A 6,708-nucleotide genomic window follows, 5' to 3' on the forward strand; every position below is an offset into this window, starting at 1 on the left:
CCTGAGACGGACGACGACCCACCGCGACGTCAGCACTAGGTTGCCGCCATGTCCTCCCTGACGGTCCGGTCCGCCCGCGCCGGCGACGCCGACGCGCTGTGGCCGCTCGCCCGCGACTTCGCGACCAGCTTCCGACCGCGTCGGGAGGCCTTCGACCAGACCCTCGGGGCGCTCCTCGGCCGGGACGACACGTTGCTCGCCGTGGCGACCGACCTCGCGACCGAGTCCACGACCGACGACGCACCGCTCGGCTACCTCCTGGCGAACGTGCACCTGACGTTCCTCGCGAACGGACCGGTGTGCTGGGTCGAGGAGGTCATGGTCGACCCGGCGCACCGGGGCCGCGGGCTCGGCGCCGCGCTCATGGCCCACGCCGAGCGGTGGGCGGCGGCGCGCGGAGCCGCCTACCTGGCGCTGGCCAGCCGCCGGGCCGGGGGCTTCTACGAGGCTCTCGGTTACGACGACTCCGCCACCTTCTACCGCCGCGACCTGCCGGACGCCTGACCGCGATCAGCGGTCGCGGTGCTCCCGCGCGACGGCGTCGAGCGCACGGGAGATCTCGCGACCTCGGCGCGCGACGTCGGCGTCCGCCCGTGCCGGGCCCGCCGCGGGCGCAGCCGCCCCCGTGAGGCCCGCCGGCACCAGCCAGCGCCAGCGCACGGTCGCCTGCACCACGGGGCCGACGCCCAGCGCGAAGGCCACGGTGGCCCAGCCGAACGTCCCGCCGAGCAGGATGCCGACCAGCACGACGACGACCTCGATGCCGGTCCGCACGAGGCGCACCGACCGGCCGGTGCGCTGCACGAGGCCGGTCATGAGCCCGTCGCGCGGGCCCGGGCCGAGCCGCACCCCGATGTAGGCGGCGGTCGCGACGCCGTTGAGGACGATGCCGCCGACGGCGAGGGCGATCCGGGCGGCCAGCCCCGGGTCGGGCACGAGCCACGCCGTGGCCGCGAGGCAGGGCCCGATCGCCAGGCTGATGACGGCCACGTTCACGACGGTGCCGATCCCGGGCCGCTGCCGGAGCGGGACCCAGGCGAGCAGCACGAGCGCGGAGGTCAGCGCGACGACCGTGCCGAAGCCGAGGCCGGTGCTGCGCACCAGGCCCTGGTGCAGCACGTCCCACGGCATGCCTCCCTGCCCGGCGTGCAGCATCATCGCCATCGACCACGTGAATGCCCACAGCCCGAGGACGAGCTGCGTCCCCCGGCGGACGGGTCCCCAGGTCATCGTCGGAGCCGCGGCCGGCACGACGGCGTCGGGCGCGGTGGTCCTCGGGGGCGGGGGCGCGTCGTCGGACGCGGACAGGCGTGCGGAACGAGGCGCGGAACGAGGCGCGGACGGAGGCGCGGAACGGAGCGCGCCCGGGCGCGGACCGCGGTCCGCCCGCCGGCGGAGGGGGCGGCGCGGAGGGCGGCGGGCAGGGCGGGTGGTCGTGCTCATGCTCCCACCCTCCGCGCTAATGGCCTTGCAATCCATATCCATTGGGGTGACAGTGGCCCCGTGACCGTCGTCTCCCCACCCTCCGCCACGACCGCGCCGCCCGCCGTCCGACAGCTCTCCCCCGCGGCCACCGCGCGCCTGCTCGGCGACTGGCGCGCGGGCGGGCCGGCCTACCTCGCGCTGGCGGACGCCCTGCGCGCCGCGGTGCTCGCCGGCAGCCTCCCGCCGCTCACCCGGGTGCCCAGCGAGCGCGAGCTGGCGGCAGCCCTGCGGGTCTCGCGCACCACGACGTCCGGCGCCTACGCCCGCCTGCGCGAGCTGGGATTCCTCGCGAGCCGGGTCGGCTCCGGCACGGTCACGACGCTCCCCCGCGGCGCGGGGGCGGCCCGCGGGAGCGCGCCCGTCGCGGCGGGCGACGCCCCCGCGGACCCGCCGGGCGACGAGCGGCCCGAGTCCCCCGTCGACCTCGCCCAGGCGACGCCGTCCGCCACGTCGGCCCTGCACGACGCCTACACCGCGGCCCTCGAGGTGCTGCCGGGCTACCTCTCCACCGGCGGCTACGCACACCTCGGCGTCGAGGTGCTGCGGTCGGCGATCGCCGACCGCTACACGGCGCGTGGCGTGCCGACCACACCGGAGCAGATCCTCGTCACCACGGGCGCCCAGCAGGCGATCTCCGTGCTCACCGCAGCGTTCGTCGGACGCGGCGAGACCACCGTCGTCGAGTCGCCCACGTACTTCCACGCCCTGGAGCCGACGCGGCGCCTCGGCGGGCGGGTGGTCGGGGTCCCGGTCGGCGACGTCGAGACGCTCGCCTCGGCCGTGCGGCGTACCCGCCCCCGGCTCGTCTATCTCGTCCCCGACTTCCACAACCCCACCGGCGCGACGATGTCCGCCGAGGCGCGGGCGGCGGCGCGCGACCTCGCGGACCGCACGGGCACGACCGTCGTGGGCGACGAGACCCTGACCGACCTGGCGCTCGACCCCGGGGCTCGGGTGCCCGAGCCGTTCGCGGGCGACGGCGCCTCCCCGCACGTCGTGACGATCGGGTCGGCGTCGAAGTCGTTCTGGGGCGGGGTGCGCGTCGGCTGGGTGCGCGCCGACCCCCAGGTGGTGCGCCGGCTGGCGCGCGTCCGGGAGTCGGCGGACATCGCCACGCCGGTGCTCGAGCAGCTCGCCGTCGTCGAGCTGCTGCGCCGCGCCGACGCCATCCTGCCCGACCGCGTCGCCGAGCTGCGGGCGCGGCGCGACCTGCTCGTCGACCTGGTCCGCGACGCCCTGCCGGGCTGGCGCGTGCCCGTGCCGGCAGGAGGGCTGTGCCTGTGGGCCGACCTGGGCCGACCTCTCGCGCAGGCGCTCGCCGCCTCCGCCGTGCGCCACGGCGTCCTCGTCACGCCCGGGCCGGCGTTCACGCCGGACCGGTCCTCGCGCGACCGGGTGCGCCTGACGTTTACGCGCGAGCCCGACCAGCTCGCCGCCGCGGTGCCGCGGCTCGCCCGGGCCTGGGCGCAGGTCGCACCGGGCGCCTGAGGTCCCGCCGCGGCTCGGGCGTCAGACCGACGGCAGCACCACGCCCGGCGTCGCCTGCGCCCCGTCGTGCAGCAGGCGGGCGAGGGTCGCGCCGGCGGAGGCCAGCTCGCGCCAGTGCTCCCCGATCCACTGCTCGGCGTCGTACTGCGTGGTGAAGACCGGGCTCGGCACGGCGAGCGCACGACCGTCGGCGTCGTCCAGCGCCCACTCCCACCGCGGCCGGATCACGCGGCGCTCCCGGGAGCGGCGACGCCGCGGTCGATGCTGCCGGCCGCGACCGACCCCCGCGTGCGCGTCAGGGAGCGGTTGACCCTCGACGGCCAGAACGGGCCGGAGTAGATGAACGACGTGTACCCCTGGGTGAGGTCGGCGCCGGCCCGGAGGTAGGCGCGCACGTCGTCGGCGCCCGAGATGCCGCCGACACCGATGATCGCCGGGTCGGGCCCGAGACGGTCGCGCAGCCGGGCCACGACCTGCAACCCTCGCTCGAGCAGCGGGGGCCCGGAGAGCCCGCCAGGACCGCGGTCGTGCCCGATGGTCGTGTTGACGGCGACGACGCCGTCCAGCCCGAGCTCGGTGACGAGCGCCGCGACGGCGTCGACGTCGGCGTCCGCGAGGTCGGGGGCGATCTTCACCAGGAGCGGGACGCGGCGGGTGCCCGCGGCGGCGGTCGCCTCGTCGGCCGCGGCGCGGGCCGCCGTGAGGATGGGACGCAGCTCGGCGGTGGTCTGCAGGTCGCGCAGCCCGGGGGTGTTCGGGGAGGACACGTTCACCACGAGGTAGTCGGCCCACGGGGCGAGCTCGCGGGCGCAGGCGGCGTAGTCGTCCGCCGCGGCCTCCGCCGGCGTCGTCTTGTTCTTGCCAATGTTCGCGCCGACGACGACGGCCCGGCCCGCGGGCGTGGCCCGCAGCTCCCGCAGCCGCGCGGCCGCGGCGGGCGCGCCGTCGTTGTTGAAGCCCATGCGGTTGCGGATCCCCCGCACGTCGAGCTCGCGCCACATGCGCGGCGCCTCGTTGCCGGGCTGCGGGCGCGGGGTGACGGTGCCGATCTCCACGAAGCCGAAGCCGAGCATCGTCAGGCCCCGGATCGCGCGGGCGTTCTTGTCGAACCCGCCCGCGAGCCCGAACGGTGCGGGCACGGTGCGGCCGAGCACCTCGATGCTGCCCGGACCGCCGCTGCCCCGGCCCAGGTACGGCGCGAGGGCACCCTGGACGACGTCCCGCAGGACGGGGACGCGACCGGCGAGCGAGATGGCGCCGAACGCGAGCTCGTGCGCCCGTTCGGGGTCCATCCGGCGGAAGACGCCGTTGAAGAGCAGGGTGTACGGGCTCATCGGACCTCCGGGTCGGGGGCTGCGGGCGCGGTGGGCCCGGTCGGCTCGGTCGGTTCAGGCGCGGGTGCTGCGGCGTCGTGCGTCCCGCGCGGGCGGGTGCGCCACAGCCACCACAGCCCGACGAACGGCAGCACGAGCGGGACGTAACCGTAGCCCTGCCCGAACCCGGACCACACGGTCGTCTCGCCGAAGACGTCCGGAGAGGTCACGGAGGCGGCGCCGACCGCGAGCACGCCCACGGCCTCGAACCCCACGGTCACCCACGCGACGACGCGCCAGCGCGGCCCGCCCTTGGCGAGCGCGACGGTGGCCAGCACGTACACGACGGCGGACAGCGTGGACAGGGAGTACGCGACGGGCGCCTCGGAGAACTTGGTGGCCAGCTCGTACGACGACCGGCCGATCGCGGCGAAGGCGAGGATGCCGTAGACGGTGACGAGCAGCCGTCCGAAGCCGGTGCCGGTCCGACGCCCGCCCGCGGCGGGCGCGGGGGTGGTGCCGCTCATGCCGCCCCCCAGATCTGCCACAGCCGCCAGTCGAGGAACCCGACCGTGAGGGCGGCCACCGCGAGGACGACGGACGACCACTTGGTGCGCTCGGCGAACGCCCAGATCGCGGCGATCGGCAGCACCACGAGGGCGGTGGCGACGTAGCCCCAGAACAGCGGCCCGTCGACGGGGTGGTCGCGGGTGACCATGAGGACGCCGGCCACCACCGCCTGGACGACGACGAGCGCCTCGACGACGGCGGCGCCGATCAGCTGCTTGAGGATCACGGCGCGGTCCTGGACGACGAACCACAGCGCCCACCCGGCGAGCGCGGCGCACGCCAGCAGGACGACGATGAGCAGGGGAAGGACCACGCCCGCAGACTACCGGCCGCCGGGCGCCCGACGGCGGTCGCGGGACGGGGATAGCATCGGCGCGTGGCAGACCTCACCCTCACCGGCAAGAATCCCAGCTCTCTCAAGGTCGACGCGCTCGTCGTCGGGACCTGCTCCACCTCGGACGGCGTCGCCGTCGTCGCGGACCAGCTGCCCGAGGCGTTCGTGCGGCAGATCGAGACCCTCGCCCCCCGCCTCGGCGTCACCGGCGCCCGCGACGAGGTGCGGCGCGTGCCCGCCGGCGACGGCGTCTCGGCCGACGTCGTCGTCCTCGCCGGGCTCGGGGAGCGCGCGGCCGACGGCACGTTCCCGCACGAGGTGCTGCGGTCGGCCGCCGGCGCCGCGACCCGTGAGCTCGCCGGCACCGACACCGTCGCCCTCGCGCTGCCCGCGGTGGACGAGGACGAGCTCGGCGCGGTCGTCGAGGGGGCGCTGCTCGGCGCGTACTCCTACACGCGCTACCGGACGGGCAAGGACACCAAGGGCGCGGTCGGCAGCGTCCAGGTCGTCACGTCGTTCTCCCGGTCGGGTCGCGCCAAGGCCGCGGTCGCGCGCGCCGAGGTGCTGGCCGCGGCGGTGCACGGCACCCGCGACCTGGTCAACGACGCCCCCAACGAGCTGTTCCCGGCCGCCTTCGCGGACGCCGCCAAGGCCGCGGCCAAGGGCGTGAAGGGCCTCAAGATCACGGTGCTCGACGACAAGCAGCTCGCCGCGGGCGGCTACGGCGGGCTCGTGGGCGTCGGGCAGGGCTCGTCGCGCGGGCCGCGCCTCGTCAAGCTGTCGTACACGCCCGCGAAGGCCACCGGGAAGGTCGCGATCGTCGGCAAGGGGATCACGTTCGACACCGGCGGCATCTCGCTCAAGCCGCCGGCCAGCATGCCGACGATGAAGTCCGACATGGCCGGCGCCGCCGCCGTGCTGCACACGGTCCTCGCGGCCGCGCGCCTCGGGCTGCCGGTCGCCGTGACCGGGTACCTCTGCCTCGCGGAGAACATGCCGGGCGGCAACGCGCAGCGCCCGGCCGACGTCATCACGATCCGCGGCGGCAAGACCGTCGAGGTCACCAACACCGACGCCGAGGGCCGCCTCGTCATGGCGGACGGCCTCGTCGCCGCCGTCGAGGACGGGCACGACGTCGTCCTCGACATCGCGACCCTCACCGGCGCGCAGATGGTCGCGCTCGGCAACCGCACGTCCGGCGTCATGGGCACCGACGCGGTGCGCGACGAGGTGAAGGCCGCCGCCGACGTCGCCGGCGAGGCGTTCTGGCCGATGCCGATGCCCGCGGAGCTCAAGGCCGGCCTGAAGTCGACCGTCGCGGACATGGTCAACTCCGCGCCCAGCCGCTGGGGCGGCATGCTGTTCGCCGCCCACTTCCTCGCCGAGTTCGTCGGCGAGACCCCGTGGGCGCACCTCGACATCGCCGGCCCGTCGTACAACGAGGGCTCGTCGTTCGGGTACACCCCCGCCGGCGGCACGGGCGTCGGCGTGCGCACGATGCTCGCATTCCTCGAAGGC

The 6,708-nt window shown here is 76.2% G+C and carries 8 protein-coding genes; 3 read left to right on the forward strand and 5 right to left on the reverse strand.

Annotated features, from left to right (window positions below; all coding sequences use genetic code 11):
- The first annotated feature begins 48 nt into the window (after nucleotides 1-48).
- Complete coding sequence (locus ACFQ80_RS22275) at nucleotides 49-504, forward strand: GNAT family N-acetyltransferase (protein ID WP_430565177.1); 456 nt, start codon at nucleotides 49-51, stop codon at nucleotides 502-504.
- Nucleotides 505-510: 6 nt separating this feature from the next.
- Here ACFQ80_RS22275 and ACFQ80_RS22280 read toward each other — a convergent pair whose 3' ends face one another.
- Nucleotides 511-1,230: a YitT family protein gene (locus tag ACFQ80_RS22280; protein ID WP_430552626.1), complete on the reverse strand. Its 720-nt coding sequence runs from the start codon at nucleotides 1,228-1,230 to the stop codon at nucleotides 511-513.
- 273 nt (nucleotides 1,231-1,503) lie between these two features.
- Between ACFQ80_RS22280 and ACFQ80_RS22285 the strand changes: the two genes are divergently transcribed.
- Entirely contained in the window at nucleotides 1,504-2,973 is a 1,470-nt protein-coding gene (locus ACFQ80_RS22285; protein WP_430565178.1) for a PLP-dependent aminotransferase family protein, read from the forward strand.
- A gap of 21 nt (nucleotides 2,974-2,994) precedes the next feature.
- Here the strand turns inward: ACFQ80_RS22285 and ACFQ80_RS22290 are convergent, their stop codons facing one another.
- Genes ACFQ80_RS22290 through ACFQ80_RS22305 form a run of 4 tightly spaced genes read right to left on the reverse strand, consistent with a single transcriptional unit; the run spans nucleotide 2,995 to nucleotide 5,169 of the window.
- Entirely contained in the window at nucleotides 2,995-3,201 is a 207-nt protein-coding gene (locus tag ACFQ80_RS22290) for a hypothetical protein (RefSeq protein WP_430552624.1), read from the reverse strand.
- The gene (locus tag ACFQ80_RS22295) at nucleotides 3,198-4,307 is read right to left on the reverse strand and encodes a quinone-dependent dihydroorotate dehydrogenase (RefSeq protein WP_430552623.1); all 1,110 of its coding nucleotides are present in this window, start codon (nucleotides 4,305-4,307) and stop codon (nucleotides 3,198-3,200) included. Before ACFQ80_RS22295 ends, ACFQ80_RS22290 begins: the two co-directional genes overlap by 4 nt.
- Nucleotides 4,304-4,813, reverse strand: coding sequence for a hypothetical protein (locus tag ACFQ80_RS22300; protein WP_430565179.1), 510 nt, complete (start codon nucleotides 4,811-4,813; stop codon nucleotides 4,304-4,306). Before ACFQ80_RS22300 ends, ACFQ80_RS22295 begins: the two co-directional genes overlap by 4 nt.
- On the reverse strand, nucleotides 4,810-5,169 hold the full coding sequence (locus tag ACFQ80_RS22305) for a hypothetical protein (RefSeq protein WP_430552621.1): 360 nt from the start codon (nucleotides 5,167-5,169) through the stop codon (nucleotides 4,810-4,812). Before ACFQ80_RS22305 ends, ACFQ80_RS22300 begins: the two co-directional genes overlap by 4 nt.
- Nucleotides 5,170-5,232: 63 nt before the next feature.
- On the opposite strand from ACFQ80_RS22305, the gene ACFQ80_RS22310 reads away from it, so the two are divergent.
- On the forward strand, nucleotides 5,233-6,708 hold a 1,476-nt coding region (locus ACFQ80_RS22310; protein WP_430565180.1), incomplete at its 3' end, for a leucyl aminopeptidase.

Source organism: Isoptericola sp. NPDC056578, assembly GCF_042793275.1.
In the GTDB taxonomy this organism is placed as follows: Bacteria; Actinomycetota; Actinomycetes; order Actinomycetales; family Cellulomonadaceae; genus Isoptericola.